Origin of the sequence: Oscillibacter sp. (assembly GCF_032018205.1) — a bacterium.
Taxonomy (GTDB): Bacteria; Bacillota; Clostridia; order Oscillospirales; family Oscillospiraceae; genus Oscillibacter.
The window spans coordinates 181,082-203,581 of sequence record NZ_DALZOY010000002.1 but is presented as its reverse complement, the minus strand read 5'-3'; the positions used below and the strand labels follow the sequence as shown (position 1 = coordinate 203,581).

The 22,500-nt window shown below is 58.5% G+C and carries 15 protein-coding genes and 1 riboswitch; of the genes, 10 read left to right on the top strand and 5 right to left on the bottom strand.

The window, feature by feature from the left end; genetic code table 11:
• Window positions 1-103: 103 nt before the first annotated feature.
• On the bottom strand, window positions 104-802 hold the full coding sequence (locus RTU96_RS02410; RefSeq protein ID WP_312634746.1) for a DUF4230 domain-containing protein: 699 nt from the start codon (window positions 800-802) through the stop codon (window positions 104-106).
• A gap of 229 nt (window positions 803-1,031) precedes the next feature.
• Entirely contained in the window at window positions 1,032-1,691 is a 660-nt protein-coding gene (locus RTU96_RS02405) for a hemolysin III family protein (protein WP_312634745.1), read from the bottom strand.
• 355 nt (window positions 1,692-2,046) lie between these two features.
• Between RTU96_RS02405 and ssnA the strand changes: the two genes are divergently transcribed.
• Together ssnA and ygfK are read left to right on the top strand one after the other, a co-directional pair.
• The gene (ssnA, locus tag RTU96_RS02400) at window positions 2,047-3,390 is read left to right on the top strand and encodes a putative aminohydrolase SsnA (RefSeq protein ID WP_312634742.1); all 1,344 of its coding nucleotides are present in this window, start codon (window positions 2,047-2,049) and stop codon (window positions 3,388-3,390) included.
• Window positions 3,391-3,480: 90 nt separating this feature from the next.
• Window positions 3,481-6,435, top strand: a complete 2,955-nt coding sequence (gene ygfK / locus RTU96_RS02395; protein ID WP_312634741.1) for a putative selenate reductase subunit YgfK — start codon at window positions 3,481-3,483, stop codon at window positions 6,433-6,435.
• Window positions 6,436-6,620: 185 nt separating this feature from the next.
• On the opposite strand, the gene RTU96_RS02390 is transcribed toward ygfK, so the two are convergent.
• Window positions 6,621-7,793: a helix-turn-helix transcriptional regulator gene (locus RTU96_RS02390; protein ID WP_312634740.1), complete on the bottom strand. Its 1,173-nt coding sequence runs from the start codon at window positions 7,791-7,793 to the stop codon at window positions 6,621-6,623.
• A gap of 460 nt (window positions 7,794-8,253) precedes the next feature.
• Between RTU96_RS02390 and ftcD the strand changes: the two genes are divergently transcribed.
• The 8 genes from ftcD to RTU96_RS02350 all read left to right on the top strand — a co-directional run bounded on the left by ftcD (window position 8,254) and on the right by RTU96_RS02350 (window position 18,681).
• On the top strand, window positions 8,254-9,165 hold the full coding sequence (ftcD, locus tag RTU96_RS02385; protein ID WP_312634739.1) for a glutamate formimidoyltransferase: 912 nt from the start codon (window positions 8,254-8,256) through the stop codon (window positions 9,163-9,165).
• Between the two features lie 10 nt (window positions 9,166-9,175).
• Window positions 9,176-9,802 carry a cyclodeaminase/cyclohydrolase family protein gene (locus tag RTU96_RS02380; protein ID WP_312634738.1) on the top strand — a complete coding sequence of 209 codons (627 nt, stop codon included), beginning with the start codon at window positions 9,176-9,178 and terminating at the stop codon, window positions 9,800-9,802.
• Window positions 9,803-9,843: 41 nt separating this feature from the next.
• Entirely contained in the window at window positions 9,844-10,440 is a 597-nt protein-coding gene (locus RTU96_RS02375; RefSeq protein WP_312634737.1) for a HutD family protein, read from the top strand.
• A 27-nt stretch (window positions 10,441-10,467) separates the two neighbouring features.
• The gene (locus tag RTU96_RS02370) at window positions 10,468-12,138 is read left to right on the top strand and encodes a formate--tetrahydrofolate ligase (protein ID WP_312634736.1); all 1,671 of its coding nucleotides are present in this window, start codon (window positions 10,468-10,470) and stop codon (window positions 12,136-12,138) included.
• A 111-nt stretch (window positions 12,139-12,249) separates the two neighbouring features.
• Complete coding sequence (locus tag RTU96_RS02365) at window positions 12,250-13,059, top strand: formate/nitrite transporter family protein (protein ID WP_312634735.1); 810 nt, start codon at window positions 12,250-12,252, stop codon at window positions 13,057-13,059.
• 397 nt (window positions 13,060-13,456) lie between these two features.
• Window positions 13,457-13,551: riboswitch (THF riboswitch) on the top strand.
• A gap of 94 nt (window positions 13,552-13,645) precedes the next feature.
• Complete coding sequence (locus RTU96_RS02360; protein ID WP_312634734.1) at window positions 13,646-14,152, top strand: folate family ECF transporter S component; 507 nt, start codon at window positions 13,646-13,648, stop codon at window positions 14,150-14,152.
• Window positions 14,149-15,426, top strand: a complete 1,278-nt coding sequence (locus RTU96_RS02355) for a folylpolyglutamate synthase/dihydrofolate synthase family protein (RefSeq protein WP_312634733.1) — start codon at window positions 14,149-14,151, stop codon at window positions 15,424-15,426. The genes RTU96_RS02360 and RTU96_RS02355 overlap by 4 nt, the downstream gene beginning before the upstream one ends.
• Before the next feature lie 180 nt (window positions 15,427-15,606).
• Complete coding sequence (locus RTU96_RS02350; RefSeq protein ID WP_312634732.1) at window positions 15,607-18,681, top strand: AAA family ATPase; 3,075 nt, start codon at window positions 15,607-15,609, stop codon at window positions 18,679-18,681.
• A gap of 131 nt (window positions 18,682-18,812) precedes the next feature.
• Here the strand turns inward: RTU96_RS02350 and hutI are convergent, their stop codons facing one another.
• Together hutI and RTU96_RS02340 are read right to left on the bottom strand one after the other, a co-directional pair.
• Window positions 18,813-20,051, bottom strand: a complete 1,239-nt coding sequence (gene hutI, locus RTU96_RS02345) for an imidazolonepropionase (RefSeq protein WP_312634731.1) — start codon at window positions 20,049-20,051, stop codon at window positions 18,813-18,815.
• A 74-nt stretch (window positions 20,052-20,125) separates the two neighbouring features.
• Entirely contained in the window at window positions 20,126-22,153 is a 2,028-nt protein-coding gene (locus RTU96_RS02340; RefSeq protein ID WP_312634730.1) for a urocanate hydratase, read from the bottom strand.
• Between the last annotated feature and the right edge of the window lie 347 nt (window positions 22,154-22,500).

The window sequence follows — 22,500 nt, the reverse complement described above, 5'->3', positions numbered from 1 at the left end:
GAGGTACGCGGACAAGCTGAAAGGGCACGGGGAAGCTGCTTCCCCGTGCCCCTTCTTTCGTGCCGCCGGTGGGCGGCTGCGTTTTACGTAAATCCGTGATTTCTCAGTCAATCGTGAGTGTATACCCCTCCGGCAGCGCCGCGCCCAAAAGAAGGTTTACACTGTCGGCGGCCTTTTCCCGGCCCTCCTTCAAAAGCCCTTTGTCCAGCGCCCTTTTCTCCATGGCGGCCTTCTGGTCGGATTGGAAGGCGGTGAAATCCTCCACGGTAAAGGGGTTGAAAATAGAGGCTTTTTCGTCGAAGACCTCCACGCTGTTTTCGTCAATCTCGTGGGAAAGAATTTCCGCCTGCGGCAGGCGGATATGTACCTGCGTGCCGGAAATATCCACCGAGGCCTTGCGCAAATTCACCCCTGCCTTAATCTCCCCGTCGTAGGTGAGGATAAATTTCTTAGTGGTGAAGGGCAGCGTCATCCCATAGAATACGTTTTTGTTTTCAAACTGCGCCATGTTCGTATAGGACCAGCTAACGCTTGCCAGCTCGCTGATTTCCTCCAGCCGATTTTCCAGAACCACTGCGTCAAGCTTTGTAATCTCTTCCGCTCCGCCGCCGAAGCGCCCGGCGAGAAAGCCCGCGACGCCAACCAAGGCGCACAGAGCCGCGCCCAAAAGCACCAGCCGCACCGTTCGTAAGGGGTGAAACCAAAAGTGCCGTTTGCGCCGCCCAGACTTGCCTGCTTCCGCGGCCTCCGCCGCAGCGGCTTCTTCTGTTTCGTCAATTTTTATGGGTTCCAGAGTTTCCATGCGCCCGCTCCTCTCGTCATACTAAAAGGCAGCCGCCGTGCTCTGCCGGAAAAGCTGGTTTTCCACAGGCAACGCGGCTCTGTTTACCCGGCGCGGGGACAGCGCCCAGCCCTTCAGAAAAGGGCGGCTGCACCGGATAAACTGAAAAACAGTATACGCCGCTGCAAAATATTTGGCAAGAGAGGCCCGGGGAATTGCTCGAAAATTGCCGGAACGGACGGAGACCAGTTTAGAGTACGAAGCAATAAATCGCCGCGAAATGGAACGCCGTCCCGGCAAGAATCAGCAGATGAAACAGCTCGTGGAAGGTCCACTCTGCCGAGATGTTGGGCTTTTTAATTGCGTAAAACACCGCGCCCACGGAATAGCTCACGCCCCCCAGCGCCACCAACGTCATGCAGGGCTGGCCCACAGACGCAAAGTCCTTAGCGACAAACAGAACTGCCCAGCCCATGACAAGATAAACCGCCGTGGACAAAATCCGGGGCGCGTTCAGCCACGCCAGCTTGATGACGATTCCCAAAAGCGCCACCGTCCACAGCGCAACGCAAAACCGCACGCCCGTGGGCTGGGGCAGCAATACCATGGCAAAGGGTGTGTAGCTTCCGGCAATCAGCACGTAGATCATGCTGTGGTCCATCTTGCGTAAAAAGCGCTTTGCCCCGGTCGTTGTGTCGCAGCCGGGATAGTAATGGTAAACCGCGCTGGCGGTGTACAGCGCCAGCGCCGACAGGCAAAATACCATTGCCGCCCACAGGGTTTTGGCGCTCACGCCCAGCGCAACGCCCCGCAGAGCCATCACCACGCAGCCCACAAGGGCGCCAACAGCCCCCAGGGCATGGGTTGCAAAGCTGACGCGGTCCTGCGCCTTTGCCACGAAATCACGCATACAGATAACACCTCTCAGTCCATCTTTGGTTAAATATAGTTTTGGTTATTATATTACATCGTATCAAAAATATTTCAAGTGGTTTTTTTAATTTTTGCTCCGTCGTTTTTCACAAAACCGAACCTAAAAATTTTTTAGCCCACCTGCTTGCAAATTATGCGGATGTCCGATACAATAGACACAATTAAAAAATGATAGCTGGAACGAAGTGCTCTGCGCACGGGCTGACGCCTATCATTTCTTGTTGTCTGAGGGGCGTTTCAAACCGATGGTGGTTTGGGGCGCTTTTCTTTTTATATACCGAGAGAAAATGGGAAGATTGAATGATAATAAAGGAAGACAGGAGGCTTTTCAAATGATTTTATTGGCGAACGGAAAGGTCATTACCCGGGACGCGGAGGGCGTTGGCTACTATCCTGACGGAGGAGTTGTCACCGACGGAGGAAAAATTGTGGCCGTTGGCGGGACCGCGGAGCTGAAAGCCCAGTATCCGCAGGCAGAGTTTGTGGACGCGGGCGGCGGCGTTATCATGCCCGGCCTGATTAATGCCCACACCCATATTTATTCCGCGCTGGCCCGGGGACTGAGCATCAATGGCAACAACCCCTCCAATTTCCTGGAGGTGCTGGAGGGGACATGGTGGGCCATCGACCGCAATCTGGATTTGGAGGCCACCAAGGCCTCCGCGCAGGCGCTGGTCATCGACTGCATCAAGCAGGGCGTCACTACCTTTTTCGACCACCACGCCTCCTTCTGCGAGATTCCCGGCTCTTTGATGAGAATTGCCGAGGTCACGAAGGAGATGGGCATGCGGGCCTGCCTGTGCTATGAGGTTTCCGACCGGGACGGGGAGGAAAAGGCCATCCAATCCGTGCAGGAGAACAAAGACTTTATCGACTACTGCGAGAAGAATCCCGACGATATGCTCAAGGCCCTGTTCGGCGGGCATGCCCTGTTCACCATTTCCGACAAGACCTTTGACCGCATGGTGGCCGCCAACAACGGGCGCGTGGGCTTCCATATCCATGTGTCCGAAGGCATGAACGACGTGTACGACAGCCTGCAAAACTATGGCCGCCGTCCCGTCCAGCGGCTTCAGGACCACGAAATTCTGGGGCCGAAGACCCTGCTTGGCCACTGCATCCACGTAAACACCGCGGAAATGGATTTGATTAAGGCCACCGACACCATGTGCGTCAACAATCCCGAGAGCAACATGGGCAACGCCGTGGGCATCTCCCCGATTTTGCAGCTTTGCAAAAAAGGCATTCTGGTGGGTCTTGGCACCGACGCGTATACCAACGACATGCTGGAGTCCATCAAGGTGGCCCTGTGCTCCCAGCGGAGCAATGCGTGCCTGCCCAACGTGGGCTGGTGCGAGGTCACAGACATGCTCTTCCACAACAACGCGAAAATTGCGGGCCGCTCTTTTGAAACGCCCTTGGGCGTTTTGCGCCCCGGCGCGGCGGCGGACGTGATTGTCATGGACTATAAGCCGTACACTCCCTTCTCCGACGAGAACATCGACGGACACATGCTCTTTGGCATGACGGGCCGCCAGTGCAAGACCACCATGATCAACGGCAAGGTTTTGATGAAGGACCGGGTTTTGACCGAGATTGACGAGGACGCGGTCAACGCCCGCATTCTGGAAAGCTCCAAGCGTCTTTGGGGCCGGTTGAACCACAGAGAATATTGAGATGAAGGGACGGGGCGTCCGCCGTGGCGGCGGAACAGCCCGCTCCGTCCTTTAAGGCATGAGGAAAAAATATAATGGAGGTAAACGGAAATGAGCGAATTGATGACCCCCATCCCGTTTCGGGAACTGATGGCATGGACCGTCTCGGAGCACCAGCAGGAGGGTACCGTGTTCGGTGCCCGTCGGCCCTATCTGGCCGGGACGAAAACCCTTCCCATTTTCGGTGAAAAAATCGAAACTCCCTTTGGCCCCGCGGCAGGTCCCGCCACCCAGCTTGCGCAGAACATCATCGCCGGATACTACACCGGCGCCCGGTTCTTCGAGCTGAAAACCGTTCAGAAAATGGACGGCGCGGAGCTGGCGGCCTGCGTCAACAAGCCCTGCATTCTGGCAGAAGACGAATGCTATAACTGCGAGTGGTCCACGGAGCTGTATGTCTCTCAGGCGTTTGAGGAATACGTAAAGGCTTGGTGCGCCTGCAAGATGATGGCCCGGCTGTACGGGCTGGGCGACCCCGACGGGTTCGTGTTCAACATGTCCGTGGGATATGACCTCGAGGGCATCAAGGGCAAGAAGATCGACGATTTCCTAAACGGCATGGCCGACGCGTCCGAAACGCCGATTTTTAAAGAGTGCATTGCCGTTTTGCGGCAGATGTTCCCTGCGGAGGAGAATTTCATTGCCTCCATCTCCCCCCGGGTTTCTTGCAGTGTCACCGTCTCCACCCTCCACGGCTGCCCGCCGGACGAGATTGAGCGGATCGCAAGCTATCTCATTGAGGAAAAGCACCTCCATACCTTTGTGAAGTGCAATCCCACCATTTTGGGCTATGAGACGGCCCGCACCGTGCTGGACTCCATGGGGTATGACTATATTGCCTTCGACGAGCACCATTTTCAGGAGGATTTGCAGTACGCCGACGCGGTGCCCATGTTCCACCGGCTGATGGCACTGGCTGCAAAGCACAGTCTGGAATTCGGCTTGAAGCTGTCCAACACCTTCCCCGTGGACGTGACGCGCAAGGAACTGCCCTCAGAGGAAATGTATATGGCGGGCAAGTCCCTCTTCCCGCTGACCACCATCATGGCGGCCCGTATTGCCAAGGAATTTGGCGGGCGGCTGCGCCTGTCCTATGCGGGCGGCGCGGACTTCTTCAACATCGACAAGCTGTTTGCCTGCGGCATCTGGCCCATCACCATGGCCACCACAGAGCTGAAGCCCGGCGGCTATCAGCGCTTTAAGCAGATTGCCGAGAAGCTGGAAAAGCTTCGTTACGAGCCGTTTATCTCTGTGGATGCAGACGGCATCGAGGCGCTGTCTTTGGAAGCGCGGCGGGATAAATACCATGTCAAGCCCGTCAAGCCCCTGCCCCGGCGGAAGCTGTATGAAAAGGTGCCGCTGCTGAGCTGCTTCACCGCCCCCTGCGAGGGCGGCTGTCCCATCCATCAGGACATTCCAGAGTATATCGAGCTGTGCCATCAGGGCCGGTACGCGGACGCATTGCGCCTGATTATTGAGAAAAACCCTTTGCCATTTATCACCGGAACCATCTGCACCCATCACTGCATGGACAAGTGCACCCGGAATTTTTACGAGGACTCCGTGCAGATTCGCGCCACAAAGCTGGTGGCTGCGGAAAAGGGTTATGACGAGGTGATGCGCACGCTCAAGGCCCCCGTCCCTGCCAATAACGGCGTGAAGGCTGCCATCGTGGGCGGCGGACCCTCCGGCCTGTCTGCGGCGTTCTTCCTTGGCCGGGCGGGAATCCCCTGCACCATTTTTGAAAAGGCCGACACCCTTGGCGGCGTGGTGCGTCAGGTCATCCCCGGCTTCCGCATCAGCGACGAGGCCATTCAGAAGGATGTGGATCTGGTTTTGAAGATGGGCGCGGAGGTTCGCTGCGGCGCGCCTGCCCCCTCCGTGGCTGAGCTGAAGGCACAGGGCTATACCCACATCTATTTCGCCGTGGGCGCGTGGAAGCCCGGCAATTTGAATATCCCCGGCAACGTGGCCCCCGTCATCGGCTGGATGAAGGACCTGAAGGGCGGGAAAGAGGTGTCTCTTGGTCATGTGGTCGTGGTCGGCGGCGGAAACACCGCCATGGACGCGGCCCGCGTCGCCCTACGGGCGGGCGCTAAATCCTCCACGCTGGTTTATCGCCGGACGAAGAAATATATGCCCGCCGACGCGGAAGAACTGGATCTAGCCATTGCCGACGGTGTGCGCTTCCTCGAGCTGGTGAGCCCCTTTGAACAGAAAAATGGGACGCTGCTGTGCAAGCGGATGAAGCTGGGCGAGCCGGACGCCTCCGGCCGGCGCGTGCCGGTGGAGACGGGCGAAACCGTGGAAATCAACTGCGACACGGTGGTTTCCGCCGTGGGCGAGCAGGTGGACACCCAGTTCCTTACGGACAACGGCATTAAGCTGGATAACATTGGCTGTCCCGCCTTCATTACCAATCTGGAGGGCGTGTTCTGCGGCGGCGACGTGCGCCGCGGCCCTGCCACGGTGGTGGAGTGCATCGCGGACGCGCAGGGCTTTGCCAATCAGGTGCTGAAAACCTTCCGCAATTCCGTGAACTTCCCCGCAAACGCCCAGTCTTCCCGGGAGGAGGCGGTGGCCAAGCGCGGCATCCTGTGTGAATCCGCCAAGTGCGAGGGAGAGCGCTGCCTGAGCTGCAACGTGGTGTGCGAAAGCTGCGCCGATGTGTGCCCCAACCGGGCTAATGTCTCCATTGAAATGCCCGACGGGCGGCGGGAGATTCTCCATGTGGACCGTATGTGCAACGAGTGCGGCAACTGCGCCGTGTTCTGCCCCTACGACTCCGCACCTTACCGCGATAAGTTTACCCTGTTCCACAGCAAGGAGGACTTTGACGAAACGGAGGGCAACTCCGGCTTCCTGCCCCTTGATGGGCGCAAGGTTCTGGTCCGGCTGAACGGAACGGTTTCCGAAGCTGATCTGGACGGGGAGAATGCCCTGCCCAAGGATATCGAGTGCGTGATTCTCACGGTGTTCAGCCGATACGGCTATTTGATGGGCTGAGCGCCTCACTGAGAAGCTTTTTCTCCAAAAGGCTGCTCCATACTGTAAGAAGGTCCGCCGAATGCAGATTCGGCGGGCCTTTTTACAGACATAGCCCCAAACTCGCCTCAATCGTTGCAACAATCAATTGAAAAGCGAAAGCGGCGGCTGAAATGAACATTTTTCCGGGGGCGGGTGAATGATTCTCAACTCGGAGTTTCCTCCTGCGGTGCGGATTCCTCCCACCGCAGGCGCGCATAGCCGAAAACGATCCAGATTGCCGCGAGACACAGCGCCATCGCTGCCATCGCTGGGGAGGCTTGCCCGATAATGGAAACGCTATTGTTGGATGCCGTTCCGACCCACGCGTCGCGGTATTCCTGAAGGCGCGGCAGCCAATAGGTGTACCGCAATAGCCCTGTCATCTGCCAGCATAGGGCCGTCATCCCCCACTGGAGAGGAATCCACCGCCGAAGGCCACGTTTCAGCAGCGGCAGTGTGAACAGCGCCGCCAGGGCCAACAGCAGCAGGGCGAACCGGGGTTTCGCCGCCTCGATTTTTCCCAGAAGGGGCGGCGTGAGATAAGAGAGAGACCAATAGCCGCAGGCCAGCAGGGGAATCACTGCCGGGATCACTCGTTGCCAGCCGGGCTTTTCCATACGAAGGCTTAGCCTTGCGCCATTGTGCCGCGTGCTCTCTAATTCTCCGCAGATCCGAAGCAGGCATCGCGCCGCTGTTGTCGGTTCTTCCGACGTGCTCCATCTTCGCAGAGCATACCCTGTTGCCACCGTCAATGCCAGCGTCAGAAGCAAAGCGGCCCCGGTGGCGTACAGCATATTCATCTGCAAACCGCGAAAAAGCGTTTCCGGGTGTTCCATTATCGGGTTGCTTATCGTGACTAGAGAGCGCAATCCGAATATCAGCGCCAGCGTCCGGGTGCACAGCGCCAGATTTACCGATGCGTTCATGATGAGATTTGCCCCAAAAAACCAGCGGCTGCGATAGGTGTAATATCGCTGAAGATATGCGCCGTAAGCCATGCAGCCCAGATACCCAAGATAGCATATTGCCGTGGGCATAAATAAATCAAGCAGGAAAAACATCGCGCCGCCTCCCAGAGCAAACGCGTAGGACAGTAGATTCTGCCAATCTGTTTGGCTTATCCGGCGCACCGGGTCATCCCCGTCCAGCAGATTGTCCACAGTGGCGCCCAGCGCCCGAGCCAAAGGCACCAAAAGCTCCACGTCCGGATAGCCGCCCTCCGTCTCCCAACGGGACACGGTCTTATTGCTGACGCCCAGTGTGTCGGCCAGTTCCTGCTGAGTCAGCTTCCGCTCTCGGCGAAAGCGGCGCAGCCGCTCGCTGAAGGATTCGGTCAACTTCCCCACTTCCTCTCTTTATGAGGGCAGTATATCACCAATCCCCGGGCTTTTCCATCCCGTTCACCGGGAGTTAAGTCCCGCGTTTCGGGAGACTGCCCCACACCGGGTGTATATGGGCTTTTAACAGGAATAGGAGAAGATACAAGTCCCTTTTGCGGTGTTGAAAGCAAAGCGTCTTAAAAATTAGACGGTGCGGAGAAAAATAAAAAACTTTCCGAATAATTACTGATGCTTTTAGAATTTCGAAACAGTCTGCGGAACTGAAATGCGCGAAATATCCCGCTGATTTTTTTGAAAATTTTAAAATTAGACGTGTTTTGGATGTGGCCGTGCTATACTGCGGTTAGTTTCAAACGCGGTGCTGCGGATTTGTCGCGCAGAGTGCTTGTTTCCGTGGATAAATTTCGGATACCTGATTGATCCTAAGGCATCAATATTTTTTATGGAGGAAATTGATATGTCAAAGCTTGTAGAGTGCATTCCCAATTTCAGCGTCAGCAAGGAAAAAGACGAGCCGGTGTTTCAGGGCCTGGTGGACGTGGCGAACTCCATTCCCGGCTGCACGGTGATGGACGTTCAGTCCGACGGCACCCACAACCGCTGCGTGTTTACGCTGGTGGGCTCTCCTGAGGGCATTGAAGAGGCCGCTTTCCAGCTGTGCAAAAAGGCCACTGAGACGATTGATCTCACCAAGCACGAGGGCGCGCATCCCCGCATGGGCGCGACCGACGTCATTCCCTTTGTCCCCACCATGGATATCTCTGTGGAGGAGTGCGTGGAAATCAGCAAGCATGTGGCCCAGCGCATTTGGGACGAGCTGAAGGTCCCCAGCTTCCTGTATGAGGATTCCGCTACCTCTCCCGACCGCGTGAATCTGGCGAAGGTCCGCAAGGGCCAGTTCGAGGGAATGCCCGAGAAGCTGCTTTTGCCCGAGTGGGCTCCCGACTACGGTGAGCGGAAGATTCACCCCACCGCAGGCATTATTGCCATCGGCGCGCGGATGCCTCTGGTTGCCTTCAACGTGAATCTGGATACCGACAACGTGGAGGTTGCCAAGGAGATTGCCAAGGCAATTCGCGGTTCCTCCGGCGGCTTCAAGCACTGCAAGGCCATCGGCCTGCTGTTGGAGGACCGGAACATCGCGCAGGTTTCCATGAACATGGTGAACTATGAGGGAACCCCCCTGTACTACACCTACGAGATGATTCGCGCCTTGGCCGACCGGTACGGCGTGCGCATTCTCGGCACCGAGGTGGTGGGCCTGACCCCCGCCAAGGCCCTGATCGACTGCGCCGAGTTCTATCTCAAGATTGAGAATTTCAACTGCCGCAATCAGGTGATGGAATACCACCTGATCGACATGGAATAAGGAGGCGGACATGAAGCTTGTTGACCAGACACTTTCCGGTTTTGTAGACCTGACGGCCTCCAATGCTCCCGCTCCCGGCGGCGGAGCTGCCTCCGCTCTGGAGGGCGCCATGGGCGCGGCCCTGACCGCCATGGTCTGCTCCCTGACCCAGGGAAAGAAGAAGTACGAAGAGTATCAGGCCCTGACCGCCGGTGTCGCCGATCAGGCGCAGGCGCTGAAGGCGAAGTTTGTGGACGTGATCGACCGGGACACTGAGGCGTTTAACGCCGTGTCCGCCGTGTTTGCCATGCCCAAGGACACCGAAGAGGAAAAAACCGCCCGCTCCGGTGCGATGCTCACCGCCCTCAAGGGCTGCACGGAGACGCCCTTTGAGATGATGGAGCTGTCTTATGCCGCTCTGGAGCTGACCGACCGGGTGGTGGGCAAGTCCAACGCCAGTGCCGCCAGTGATCTGGGCTGCGCGGCTCTGAGCCTGAAGGCCGCGATTCAGGGCGCGTGGCTGAACGTGCTCATCAACATCGCAGGGATGAAAGATCAGGAATTTGCCGACCGCTACCGCGCGCAGGGCGAGGCGCTTTTGGCAAAGGCTCTGCCCTTGGCGGACGCTATTTACGAAAAGGTTCTTAATTCACTTTAAATTACCAAAAACCGATGGATTCAGTCGGAAAGTGTGATATAATGAACGCTACAATTCGACGTATCTCCCCAGAGGAATATGCTGCCTCCCGGTGGAGCGGGGGAACCACCACGCAGATTGCCATTGCCCCTGCCGGGGCGGTCTACGCCGAGCGGGACTTCCTGTGGCGCGTCAGCTCCGCAACGGTGGAGCTGGAGACTTCGGACTTCACGCCCCTGCCGGACTACGAACGGTTTCTATCCACTCTGCGGGGGACCATTCGCCTGACCCATGGAGAAGAGGCGTTGGAGCTAAATCCCGGCAGCGTCCACCGGTTTGACGGCGGCGCACCCACCCGCTCCGAGGGCATCTGTACGGACTTTAACCTGATGCTCCGCAAGGGGCGCTGCGCAGGGCAGATGATTTGCCTGCGGCTGGGCGAGGGCGGCGTGTGCCGCCTGAGCCAAACAGTGGAGGAGGCGGCGGCAAAACGTGTTTTTCTGGTCTACTGCGCGGAGGGCGACGGTGAACTCTCAGCGGAGGGGACAGGCGTGCGCTTTGCTGCGGGCGAGGCGGCGCTGGCGGAGAACGCGGAACCGCTGCTGCGATGCGCGTCAGCGTCCGTATTCCTGATTTGCGAAATTGCCGAGATAGCCTGAGACAAATAATTAAGGAGGAAATGACCCATGGAATTTAAGACTGACATTGAAATTGCCCAGTCCACAGCCATGCTTCCCATCCAAGAGGTGGCCGCGAAGCTGGGTGTTGGGCAGGAAACACTGGAACCCTATGGCCATTACAAGGCGAAGCTGGATATTCACGCCCTGAAGGACCTACCCCGCAAAGCGAAGCTGGTGCTGGTGACGGCCATCAGCCCCACCCCCGCGGGCGAGGGTAAAACCACCACCTCCGTCGGCCTTGCCGACGCGCTGAACCGGCTCGGCAAGAAGACCGTGGTTTGCCTGCGTGAGCCCAGCCTTGGCCCCGTGTTCGGCGTCAAGGGCGGCGCGGCTGGCGGCGGCTATGCTCAGGTGGTGCCCATGGAGGATATCAACCTCCACTTCACCGGCGATTTCCACGCCATCGGTGCAGCCAACAACCTGATGGCGGCGCTGCTGGACAACCACATTCAGCAGGGCAACGTGCTGGACATCGACGTGCGCAGAATTGTTTGGAAGCGTGCGGTGGATATGAACGATCGCCAGCTCCGCCACATCATCTGCGGCCTTGGCGGCAAGGCCAGCGGCGTGCCCCGCGAGGACGGGTTTGAGATTACCGTGGCCTCCGAAATCATGGCCGTGCTGTGCTTGGCCCAGAATCTGGAGGACATGAAGGAAAGACTTGCCAAGATGGTGGTGGCTTATACCCGGGACGAAAAGCCCGTCACGGCCCACGACCTCCACGCCGAGGGCGCTATGGCCGCTCTGCTGAAGGACGCCATTAAGCCCAATCTGGTCCAGACGCTGGAGCACACTCCCGCGCTGATCCACGGCGGACCCTTCGCAAACATTGCCCACGGCTGCAACTCCATTCAGGCCACCCAGACGGCCATGAAACTCAGCGAGTACACCGTCACCGAGGCGGGCTTTGCCGCCGACCTTGGCGCGGAGAAGTTTTTGGATATCAAGTGCCGCGCAGGCGGGTTCCATCCCGACGCGGTCGTGGTAGTGGCCACCGTCCGTGCTCTGAAGTATCACGGCGGCGTTGCCAAGGCCGATCTGAACAACGAAAATCTGGAAGCCCTGGAAAAGGGCCTGCCCAACCTTCTCCAGCATGTGGAGAACGTGACCAAGGTTTACGGTCTGCCCTGCGTGGTGGCAATTAACGCTTTCCCCACCGATACTGCCGCAGAGCTGAAAATGGTGGAAGAGAAGTGCCGCGAGCTTGGTGTCAACGTGGCCCTCAGCGAGGTGTGGGCCAAGGGCGGCGAGGGCGGCGAAGCCCTTGCGCAGGAGGTCATGCACTTGTGCGAGCAGCCCAACAACTTCCAGTTTGTCTATGACGCGGAGGCGAGCATTGAGGAGAAGCTCAACGCCATCGCCACCAAGGTCTATCGCGCCGACGGCGTGGTGCTTGCTCCCGCCGCCAAAAAACAGATGCAGCAGCTCACCGAGCTGGGCTTTGACAAGCTGCCCATCTGCATGGCAAAGACCCAGTTCTCCTTCTCCGACGATGCTGGGAAGCTGGGTGCGCCCCGTGGCTTCAAGATCACCGTGCGGGACCTGAAGGTGAACGCCGGCGCGGGCTTCCTGGTGGCAAAGACCGGCGATATCATGACCATGCCGGGCCTGCCTAAGGTTCCCTCCGCCGACCGCATCGATGTGGACGCACAGGGAAGAATTTCCGGCCTGTTTTAAACCGCATTTCCCGGCGGAGCCAATTGGCTCCGCCGGGGTACGCGCCCTCTTTTACAGGGCATTTTAGAAGAAGCTTCCCGGTTCGTGCGCGGGAGCGAAAGGGGACAGGTTATGCTGAATCCCGCTGAATTTTTGGAAAAGTATACCGAGATTGGTGAAAAAAAGGCTTCGTCCGGCGTAAAAAAGCTGCTGCTGGCAGGAATATTGGCGGGCTTTGCCATTGGAATCGGCAGCGCGGTGACTGCCGCAGCCAGCTATTCCGTTGAAAGCGCATCCATTGCAAAGCTTATCAGCGGGGTTCTGTTTCCGCTGGGGCTGATTATGGTGTTGATGACCGGGGCAGAGTTGTTTACCGGAAACTGCCTGATGCTGATTTCCATTCGGGAACGGCGCATTCGTGTGAGCGGAATGGTCCGAAACCTTGTGCTGGTGTACCTTGGCAACTTTGTCGGGTCGGTACTGCTGGCGTGGGCGCTGCGAACGTTCAGTGGTCCGCATATGGCCGACGGGCTGGTGCTGAAAATGATTTCCACCGCCGTTGCAAAATGCTCGTTTACCTTTACTGAAGCATTGGGCCTTGGAATTTTGTGCAACATTCTGGTGTGTACGGCCGTGATGATGGCCTTGTGCGCAGAGGACTCTGTGGGCCGTGCTGTGGGCGTGTTTGGCCCTGTCTGCTGCTTTGTAATCTGTGGGTTCGAGCACTGCGTGGCCAATATGTATTACATCCCCGCAGGTCTGCTGGCGCTGACGCTGCCCGGTGCCGGTGCGGTTGTGACGGCGGCTGGTCTGGATATCTCGGCCCTGACCTGGGGAAACTTCCTGCTGGGTAATCTCTTGCCGGTGACCATCGGGAATCTTTTGGGCGGTCTTGCCTTCGCATGGCTGCTTTGGTCGGCACACCATAAAAAGTCCGCGTAAGTCCAATTTTCCGGGCGAGGCCCGGACATCACTCCGGAGTTGATGCTCCGCGTATCCCCGTCCCCAAGCCCCTGAAAATGCGAAGTATTTTCAGGGAAGAGGAGGAGCGGCGAAAAGATCAAGCTTGGGCCGAAGGCCGAAGCGAGGGATATGGAGCCTGCTCCGCGTATCCCCGTCCCCAAGCCCCTGAAAATGCGAAGTGTTTTCAGGGAAGAGGAGGAGCGGCGAAAAGATCGAGCTTGGGCCGAAGGCCGAAGCGAGGGATATGGAGCCTACTCCGCGTATCCCCGTCCCCAAGCCCCTGAAAATACGGAGTATTTTCAGGGAAGAGGAGGAGCGGCGAAAAGATCGAGCTTGGGCCGAAGGCCGAAGCGAGGGATATGGAGCCTGCTCCGACGACAGAGTAGGGCCAGCGCGTTAAGTGCCGACGGATGGGAGTCGCCGTTGGACGAAGGGGCCAAGCCCCGCGTTGCTGAACCCGCATCCGCTGCCACAAAGAAGGAAATATTTCCTCCCAAGTGGCAACTGCCGAAACCAAGCGACTGCTTGGTTGGGCCGTTTTTCTCACATAAAGGAGGAATTTAATATGAAAAAGCAAAAGACATCCATGTTGGTGACTCTTGGTATGCTGGTGGCCATCGAAATTGTACTCTCCCGGTTCTGCTCTATTCCCGCGTGGAACTTTAAAATCGGCCTGGGATTTGTCCCTGTGGTTGTGGCGGCGGTGCTTTACGGCGCCGTACCCGCGGCAATTGTGGGCGGTCTGGGCGATTTCCTGGGGGCCATTATGTTCCCCATCGGGCCTTATTTCCCCGGATTTACCCTCACAGCCGCGCTGACGGGTCTGGTGTGGGGCGTGTTCCTGCACAAGCGGCAGACCATGGCCCGCATCGGCGGCGCCGTGGCCGTGAATCAACTGATACTGAGCCTGCTTTTGAACACGCTGTGGATTTCCGTGCTGTACGGTTCGCCTTACGGCCCCCTGTTCCTCACCCGGACCATCTCCACCGCCGTGATGATTGCGGCACAGGTAGTGACCATCGGCCTGATGACAAAGGTGCTGGGGCACTTCGGAAAGAAGGCCACCGTATGAACCTTTCCCAGGCGCTGGAATTTATCCATGCCACGTCTTGGCAGGGAAGCCGTCTGGGGCTGGAGCGCATTGAAGAACTGATGGAACTGCTGGGCAATCCCCAAAAGCGCCTGAAGTTCATTCATGTGGCGGGGACCAATGGAAAGGGCTCCGTGTGTGCCATGCTTTCAGAGATTCTGACCCGGGCGGGCTATACCACCGGGCTTTACACCTCACCTCACCTCTTTCGCATCAACGAGCGTATGAAGGTGAACGGAACGGATATTTCCGACGAAGAGCTGACCGATCTTGCGCGGCAGGTGAAGCCGCTGGTGGACGGAATGTCCGATCAGCCCACGGAATTTGAGCGGATTACCGCTATGGCCCTGCTGTATTTTCAGCAGAAGAACTGCGACGTGGTGGTTCTTGAGGTGGGACTTGGAGGACGGCTGGATTCCACCAATGTCATCGGCGCGCCGGACGCGGCGGTGATTACCCACATTGCGCTGGAGCATACCGATGTGCTGGGAGACACCCTTGCAAAAATTGCAGGGGAGAAGGCGGGCATCATCAAGCCGGGCGCGGAGGTGGTGCTCTCCGGGCAGACGGAGGAGGTAGAGGCCGTGGTGCGCCGCGTTTGCGGGCAGCAGGGCTGCACCCTGCGGACGACGGATTCCGCCGCCCAAACGCTGCTTGCCCATGATCTGGATGGGCAGACCTTTGACTATCGGGACCGGAAGGATCTCCGTCTGCGGCTGATTGGAAACTATCAGTATCAAAACGCCGCCGTGGCGCTGGACACCGTGGACGTGCTGCGGGAGCGGCGGGGATACAGTATTTCAGAGTCCGCTGTGCGGGAAGGGCTTTTGGCCGTGACTTGGCCCGGGCGGTTTGAAATTCTCCAAAAAAATCCGCTGGTGCTGGTGGACGGGGCTCACAACCCGGACGGGGTGCGGGAGCTTGCCAGAGGCCTTGAAGCTTATTTGCCCGGGCGGAAGCTGACGATGCTGATGGGCGTGATGGCGGACAAGGATTACGACGATATGATTCGCACCGTGGCGCCGTTTGCAAAAGAGTTTATTGCCGTGACGCCTGAGAGCGAGCGGGCGCTTTCATCCGAAGCGCTTTGTTCGAGAATTGCGGAGCTTACCGGGCTTCCCGCCCGGAGCGGCGGCGACGTGAAAAGCGGCATGGCCATGGCGATGGACGGGAAGGGACCGGAGGACATTGTCTGTGCCTTTGGCTCGCTGTATCAGGTGGGCGAGGTACGCGCCTTCTTCGGACGGACGGACTGACAAACAGCGGCGCGGAGATACGCGGCGCTTGCGTGTAACTGGGGGCAGGCCGTGGCGGCCTGCCCCTGTTCGCTGTTTTGCCAATACAAATATAGCTGGCGCGGGGCGACGCAACCGTGATATAATATAGCTTGAAGAACAAAGCCTTGAAATGGCTTTTTGAAGGGAAGGGATGGACCAATGCCGAAAATCGAGGTGCAGATGTTTGATATTCCCTGCGTGAAGCTGGACGGGGTGGAGATTTCCTTCCCCTTCAAGCGGGTAGACGCGCTGTTTTACTACCTGATCTGCCGCAAAAGCGCCACAAGGCAGGAACTGGTGGAGCTTTTGTGGGAAGATTGCACGGAGGAGGTGGGCTATAAAAACCTGCGCCACACCATTTACACTCTGCGCAAGATTTTGGGGTCCGACTTGATTTTGACCACGCAAAAGACGGAGGTGCGGCTGAACCCGGAGCGGGAATTATCTTCCGATCTGGACCGATGCGGCGAGGGTGAAGCCATAGACAAGGAGCGCTTTTTGCGGGGCTTTACCGTGAAAAACGCGCCCAATTTCAACGCATGGGTAGATCAGGTGCGAGAGCAGATGGCCGCCCGAACCCTCAGCGACCTTTCTGACGGAGCGGCCGAGGCCCGGGCGGCGGGCGATCTTGGCAAGGCGGAGCGGTTGAGCCTTGAATATCTCAGCCGGGACGGGCTGGACGAGAAAATGGTCATGTTTCTGATGGAGCTCTATCAGCAGGAGGGGCGGTATTACAAGGCGGCAAACCTTTATCAGCGGCTGAAGGACAAGCTGGCCGAGGAGCTGGGCATCACGCCGCTGCACGAGACAGCCGCGCTGTACTATGAAATTGTAAACCAGTGGAACCGTACCACCGAGGACGCGCCCAGCCGCCCCGGGCCGGAGATGACCGCCAGCCGCGCCGCGCTGGTGCGGAAGATGCAGGAGCGGTATCGGCTGTTTCAGGAGGGGTACGAGGTCTCCTCGCTGCTGTTTTACGGCGAGGCTGGCAGCGGCAAAAGCTATCTGCTGCAATCCTTTTTACGCGGCGGGGATTTTTCCGACGCACTGGTGCTGAAGGGCGGTTGTTCCCAGCGGCAGGCGGGGGTGTATCTGGAACCGTGGAAAAACGTGATGCTATCCGTGGCGGAGGAGATGGCCCAGCGGAACGTGCAGATTCCCGAAACCACTCGCCGCACCATCGCCCGGGTGTTCCCGGTCTTTTCCGATGGGGAAGAGGCCCGGCGGGAACCCGGCGAGTTCAAACAGAACCGCTGCGGCGCGCTGGTGACGGACGCGGTGGCATTGCTGCTGTCTCTGGCGGCCCACCGGCGAAAGATTCTGCTGGTGTTCGAGGATTTGCAGTGGATGGATTCGGCCAGTCAGGACCTGCTCAGTCAGGTGGTGCGCAGGCTGGGAGGAAATCAGCTTTTGCTGCTTGCCACAAGCTGGACGCTGAACGTGGACGTGAACTTCATGCTGGACGAGGCGGCGCTGGAGCGGGTATGCATTCCCTGTCTCACGCGGGAAGAGACGGACGAATATTTGGACGCCGTGCTGGGCGGGGACCTTCCTGTCCCCCTGCGGGGCCGCATTTACGAAGCCACGGGCGGCAATCCCCGGCTGCTGGCGGCGGCTGTTGAAAATCTGCGGGGCAAGGAGCCTTCGGAAAATACACTGCCGGACGAGGGCGGTATCCTTCGCCAGCGCATGGCGGGCTTGAGCGCCCAAGCGCTGCACCTTGCAAATGTTTTGGCGCTGTTTGAGGACAAGACCCCTTGCCGTCTGCTCTCCGAAATCACTGGCTATCAGACGGCGCAGCTTTATGTCCTCTCCGTGGAGCTGGAGGAGCACTCCCTCATTGGAGAGCGTCTTGCGGACGGGGAGAGCTATCTGGAGTTTCTCCATCCCCATATGCGGGAAGCGTTGTATCAGGCCCAGTCCTATTTCCAGCGTCAGCCTCTGCACCTGAAAATTGCAGAATGCCTGCGGGAAACTCTGCGGGAGGGAGATGCATCCGGGCTTGCGCGGGTGGCGGCCCACTACCGCGCGGGAGGAGACGGACAGAGGGGCTTCCATTGTGAGGTCGAGGCTCTTTACTGGCGGACCGGGCGGAGCTGCGAAATTCCGCCGCTGGCGGCAGTGGATGCGCCCATTCCGTCTCCGCTGACGGTGGGAGTTACGGCGGAGGACGAAGTGAAGCGGCTGGAGCAGGAGCTGGAGCGGCTGCGCCGCCAGCTTCCGCCGGAGGTGAAAGAGACGCTGGCGGGGCCGGAACGGCTGCTTTTGTGCGCCAAAGCGCGGACGATGATTTATGCTGGGCAGTATCAGGAGGGGCTGGCCGTCACCGACGACCTGCTCCGGGCTTTGACGCCATGCGCCCCGGAGGACACGGAATTGCTGCTGTGGGCGCTGCGCCAGAGAATCACCTATCACATCAAGACCGATCAGGCCGCGCCGGAATATATTGTCCGGGGTCTTGAAATTGCGGAGGAATCGGGCCTGAGACGCCAGCGGGCTTGCTATTTGCTGCTGCGGGGCATTGACTTTTGCAAGGAGGGAAGCTACAAAAGCTGCGACTATTTCCTCCGGCAGGCATTGGAGACGATTGACCACCCGGAGCGCTATCCCATGTTTTGCGCCTATGTGGGGGCATGGCAGGGAGAGTGGAAGCGCCGCCAGAAGGATTTCGCCGGGGCCTGCGCGTTTTATCAGGCGGCGGAGGACCGGACCGAGGGATTGGAGCCATGGCCGGGCAGCGGCTTTTTGTTTGCTTGTCATGCTCGAGCCGCCATGGCTATGGGAGATCACGAAAAGGCCAGACTGCTGCTGGGCCGGGCTATGGCGGCCTTTGCAATAACAGGAGAACTGTCCGGCAGGGGGCTGACGGAGGCTTACACTGCCTATTACGCCGCGCAGGACGGGAATTACGCCAAGGCGGTGGAGCTGTTGGCGGCCTCGTGGGACTCGGCAAGCCGTCTCAGCTCTTTGGTGGAGCAGGGCATTCGGGACAGTGTGCTGGCCCGGCTGCGCCGGGAGCTGGACCAGAACCACAGGTTTGACAACGAGCTGGACCGCTATCTTTACCGCCCGCTGGATATCTATTGCCATAGAGGAATGCAGCGGCTTCGGGGCGTGAAGGGCGCGTATGAATTTGACGAGCTGGAAGACTGTCTGAAATACAGTATCCGGCAGGCCAAGCCCCTGACGGTGGAGAATCTTTACAGCAAAAACAAGAACTTTATGACGGAGTGACGCAGGTGCGTAAAAAGCAGGCCCGGAAAGTCAAAGACTTTCCGGGCCTGCCGGTTTTAAGAAAGCATCGCCAAGCGGCGGGAATCAATCGACCTATGCTTAAAATTTACGAGAAGCTGTATGCCAAAAACTCAGAACCGAACAATCTCGCCCTGCTTGATCACGGTGTCCACCAGATTTGCGCCCAGCCGGTAGCAAATGTAGTCCAGATCCGGCGCGTCCCACACCAGCAGGTCGCCCTGTTTTCCGACCTCCACAGAACCCAGCCGGTCGGCCCGACGGACGGCTGCCGCGCCGTTGAGGGTCACGGCGGTGAGGACCTCCTCCGGCGTGAGGCGGTACTTGAGGCAGGCAATGTTCATGGCAAGCTGCAAGTTGGCGCTGGGGCAGGAGCCGGGGTTGAAGTCCGTGGACACCGCCACGGCGACCCCTGCGTCCAGCATTGCCCGGGCGGGGGCAAAGGTGGCCCCCAGATAGAAGCTGGTGCCGGGAAGCAGGCAGGCAATCACGCCGCCTTTGGCAAGGCTTTCAATGCCCGCCTCCGGGCAGACGATGAGATGCTCTGCGGAGATAGCACCGATTTCGCCCGCAAGCTGGGACCCGCCGATGGGGTCGATTTCGTCGGCGTGAATTTTGGAAATCAGGCCGTGGGCCTTGGCAGTCTCAAGAATCCGGCGGGACTCCTCGGCAGTGAACACGCCCGTTTCGCAGAACACATCGCAGAATTCGGCAAGCTGCTCCCGGGCGACGGTGGGAATCATCTCCTCGCACAAAAGGCGGAGATACCCTTCCCGGTCCTCTTTGAACTCCTCGGGCACGGCGTGGGCTCCCATAAACGTGGGGACCACCTCCACCTTATGCGTCTCATTCAGGCGGTGGATGACCCGAAGCTGCTTATACTCGTCCTCCGGGGTCAGGCCATAGCCGCTTTTGGCCTCGCAGGTGGTGACACCCATGCGCAACATGTCGTCCAGCACCTTGGCGGCTTTGTCCGTCAGTTCCTCTTCGGAGGCGGCGCGGGTGGAACGGACGGTGGAGAGAATGCCGCCGCCCTGAGCCAGAATTTCAAGATAGCTCACGCCGTGGAGCTTCATCCCCAGTTCGTTTTGCCGCCAGCCGCCGAAGATCAGGTGGGTGTGGGCGTCCACAAGACCGGGTGTGACCAGACGGCCCCCCGCGTCCACCACCTCCGCGCCGTCGGAAAGTCCGGCGGGAACTGCGCCTTCGCCCACGGCGGCAATCAGCCCGTTCTTTACAAGAACGTAGGCGTTTTTCAGCATTGTGATTTCTCCCTGCTCGTTGCCCCGCCTTGGGTTGGAACCGGTGGGGGTGGCCAGCAGGCCGATGTTTTTTACCAGCAGATTTGCCATAGGGCAGCCTCCTTTATAAAATGTGGGAAAAGGGGCCTCTTTACAAAGGCCCCTTTTCAGGTTTTGATTAAAAATTACTTCGCGCCCTGAAGAGCCTCACGGATGAGCGTGTCATCGTTCTCCGCCTCGTAGGGCAGAGTGATATGGTCCTGACCGTTGTACATCTCGTTGTACTCCATCACGGTGGACATGGCGTTTTCGTTGCGGGCCCAGGAGCGGCGGGCCACACCCACCATGGTATCCCAGGGCATGGACATCCGCAGAATGGTATCCACCGTCTCGCTGCCGTCCAGCACCATGCCGAAGCCGCCGTTGATGGCCTTGCCGATGCCGGTTCCGCCGCCGTTGTGAAGGGCGATGAGACTCATGCCACGAGCGGCGTTGCCCGCGTAGCACTGAGTGGCCATTTCGGCCATGATATTGGAGCCGTCCTTGATATTGGAAGTCTCCCGGAAGGGGGAGTCGGGTCCGCCGGTGTCGTGGTGGTCGCGGCCCAGCATCACGGGGCCGATTTCGCCGTTGCGGACCATCTCGTTAAACTTCAGCGCGAGGTTCATGCGGCCCATGGCGTCCTGATAGAGGATACGGCACTGGGTGCCCACCACCATCTTGTTCTTCTTCGCGTCCCGGACCCAGACATAGTTGTCATAGTCCTGATAGCGGCGGTTGTGCGCCTGAATATATTCGGCGGCTGCCGCGTCGGTCTTGTCCAGATCCTCGGGCTTGCGGCTCAGGCAGCACCAGCGGAAGGGCCCGTAGCCATAGTCAAACAGGAAGGGCCCCAGAATGTCCTCCACGTAGGACGGGAAAATAAAGCCGTCCAGATCGTTCTCGCCGTTTTTGCAGATGCTCTTCACGCCTGCATCGTACACGGCCTTGAGGAAGCTGTTGCCATAGTCGAAGAAATAGGTTCCCCGCTCGTGGAGCTTGCAGACCATCTCATAGTGATGGCGCAGCGTCTCGTCCACCAGCTTGCAGAAGCCTTCGGGGTCCTTATCCAGCATCTCGGTGCGCTGCTCGAAGGTCAGGCCCTGAGGGCAATAGCCTCCGTCGTAGGGGACGTGGCAGGAGGTCTGGTCGCTGAGCAGGTCCACATGGACGTTCTTCTCATAGAGGAACTCCAGCAGGTCCACCACGTTGCCGTGGTAGGCGATGGCGCAGGGGGTCTTGTCCGCCAGATGCTTTTTGGCAATGACCAGCGTCTCTTCCAGATTGTCGGACTTCTCGCTGACCCAGCCCTGCGTATAGCGGGTCATGATACGGGACATATCCACCTCGGCAATAATGGAGACAGCGCCGGCAATCTCCGCCGCCTTGCCCTGCGCGCCGCTCATGCCGCCAAGACCGGCGGTGACGAACAGACGGCCCGCCAGATTCCCGTCGGTAGGAATGCCCAATTTCAGGCGGCCTGCGTTGAGCAGGGTGTTAAAGGTGCCGTGGACAATGCCCTGCGGCCCGATATACATCCAACCGCCTGCGGTCATCTGTCCATAGTTTGCCACGCCGATGGCGGCGGCGCGGTTGAAGTCCTTCTGGTTGTCGAACATGCCAACCATCAGACCGTTGGAAATAATGCAGCGGGGAGCGCCCTTGTGAGAGTGGAACAGGCCCAGAGGATGGCCACTCATCACAACAAGGGTCTGCTGGTCGGTCATGACCTCCAGATACTTCTTGATAAGACGGTACTGCATCCAGTTCTGGCAGACCTGACCGGTTTCGCCGTAGGTCACCAGCTCATAGGGGTACAGGGCCACGTCAAAGTCCAGATTGTTCTCAATCATTACCTGAAAGGCCTTGCCCTCCACGCAATTGCCCTTGTACTCGTCGATGGGCTTGCCGTGCATGCGGCCCTGAGGACGGAAGCGGTAGCCGTAAACCCGGCCGTGCTCCTCCAGCTCCCGGGCAAATTCCTTTGCCATCTGGGCGTGGTGGTCCGGGTGAATATACCGCAGAGCGTTGCGGATGGCAAGCTCCTTGTCGGCCTGTGTCAGATGAGCTTCCCGGCGGGGCGCGCGGCGGATACCCTCCTCAAAAGAGGGATACTCGGGCAGATCATAGTCCAATTTCACCGTCATAGCTTTGTCAACGTCAAAGGTAGCCATGCTTGTTCCTCCTGAAAATTGAATTCTGCCGACCGGAAATCCTCCGGCCCGGGCAGTCAAGGATTTTCTCTTACAATCGCATTCTAACACGCGGGTTTTAAAAAATCAACAAAAATCATAAAAATCAGATAAAAAATTTAGTAGTTTTCACCAAATTAAAGCGGTATTGCGACAATTCACTGCCAAGGCATCGCATCAGCGGGCGAAAGCGCCATTCGAGCATGGGCTTACGAGTACAATTATAGGCACTTCGCGTTGAATTCGCGTCAAAAAAAGTGGACAGACAGTGGGAAAAGGGCCGAATGTGAGCACGGAAAGGGAATAGTGGTTGCACGGCGTCGTTTTTT

Bases quoted from the DNA above. Each gene is read 5' to 3' on its own strand.
- RTU96_RS02340 (WP_312634730.1), bottom strand. From the start codon at position 22,153: ATGGCTACCTTTGACGTTGACAAAGCTATGACGGTGAAATTGGACTAT.
- RTU96_RS02355 (WP_312634733.1), top strand. From the start codon at position 14,149: ATGAACCTTTCCCAGGCGCTGGAATTTATCCATGCCACGTCTTGGCAG.
- ssnA (WP_312634742.1), top strand. From the start codon at position 2,047: ATGATTTTATTGGCGAACGGAAAGGTCATTACCCGGGACGCGGAGGGC.
- RTU96_RS02410 (WP_312634746.1), bottom strand. From the start codon at position 802: ATGGAAACTCTGGAACCCATAAAAATTGACGAAACAGAAGAAGCCGCT.
- hutI (WP_312634731.1), bottom strand. From the start codon at position 20,051: ATGGCAAATCTGCTGGTAAAAAACATCGGCCTGCTGGCCACCCCCACC.
- ftcD (WP_312634739.1), top strand. From the start codon at position 8,254: ATGTCAAAGCTTGTAGAGTGCATTCCCAATTTCAGCGTCAGCAAGGAA.
- ygfK (WP_312634741.1), top strand. From the start codon at position 3,481: ATGAGCGAATTGATGACCCCCATCCCGTTTCGGGAACTGATGGCATGG.
- RTU96_RS02380 (WP_312634738.1), top strand. From the start codon at position 9,176: ATGAAGCTTGTTGACCAGACACTTTCCGGTTTTGTAGACCTGACGGCC.
- RTU96_RS02405 (WP_312634745.1), bottom strand. From the start codon at position 1,691: ATGCGTGATTTCGTGGCAAAGGCGCAGGACCGCGTCAGCTTTGCAACC.
- RTU96_RS02365 (WP_312634735.1), top strand. From the start codon at position 12,250: ATGCTGAATCCCGCTGAATTTTTGGAAAAGTATACCGAGATTGGTGAA.
- RTU96_RS02375 (WP_312634737.1), top strand. From the start codon at position 9,844: ATGAACGCTACAATTCGACGTATCTCCCCAGAGGAATATGCTGCCTCC.
- RTU96_RS02350 (WP_312634732.1), top strand. From the start codon at position 15,607: ATGCCGAAAATCGAGGTGCAGATGTTTGATATTCCCTGCGTGAAGCTG.
- RTU96_RS02360 (WP_312634734.1), top strand. From the start codon at position 13,646: ATGAAAAAGCAAAAGACATCCATGTTGGTGACTCTTGGTATGCTGGTG.
- RTU96_RS02370 (WP_312634736.1), top strand. From the start codon at position 10,468: ATGGAATTTAAGACTGACATTGAAATTGCCCAGTCCACAGCCATGCTT.